The organism is Planctomonas deserti, from assembly GCF_003067705.1.
In the GTDB taxonomy this organism is placed as follows: Bacteria; Actinomycetota; Actinomycetes; order Actinomycetales; family Microbacteriaceae; genus Planctomonas; species Planctomonas deserti.
Genome location: NZ_QANL01000167.1, coordinates 1 through 552, shown reverse-complemented (window position 1 = coordinate 552; position 552 = coordinate 1). Strand labels below are relative to the sequence as shown.

Annotated in this window: 1 protein-coding gene; it reads left to right on the top strand. The window is 66.8% G+C overall.

All coding sequences use genetic code 11. From position 1 onward, the window contains the following. Window positions 1–70 precede the first annotated feature (70 nt). Window positions 71–552 (top strand): GMC family oxidoreductase N-terminal domain-containing protein (locus tag DAI20_RS20100; RefSeq protein WP_205781538.1); only part of this gene is annotated, 482 nt, incomplete at its 3' end.

The window sequence follows — 552 nt, the reverse complement described above, 5'->3', positions numbered from 1 at the left end:
GCCACCGCGCCGATCCGACATTCCGCCGGGACGCCTGCACGCAGCGCGCCCCGGCCTGCAGGAGACACCCATGAGCACCCACAACGAGTACGACTACATCATCATCGGCGCCGGTTCGGCCGGCAACGTGCTGGCCACCCGCCTCACCGAAGATGCCGATGTCAGCGTGCTGCTGCTGGAAGCCGGTGGCCCGGACTACCGGCTCGACTTCCGTACCCAGATGCCGGCGGCACTGGCCTTCCCGCTGCAGGGCAAGCGCTACAACTGGGCGTACAAGACCGATCCCGAGCCCTTCATGAACAACCGCCGCATGGACTGCGGCCGCGGCAAGGGCCTGGGCGGCTCGTCGCTGATCAACGGCATGTGCTACATCCGTGGCAACGCGATGGATTACGACAACTGGGCCAGCATGCCGGGCCTGGAAGACTGGACCTACCTGGACTGCCTGCCGTACTTCCGCAAGGCGGAAACCCGCGACATCGGCCCCAATGACTACCACGGTGGCGACGGCCCGCTGCGCGTGACCACGCCGAAGGCCGGCAACAACGAACT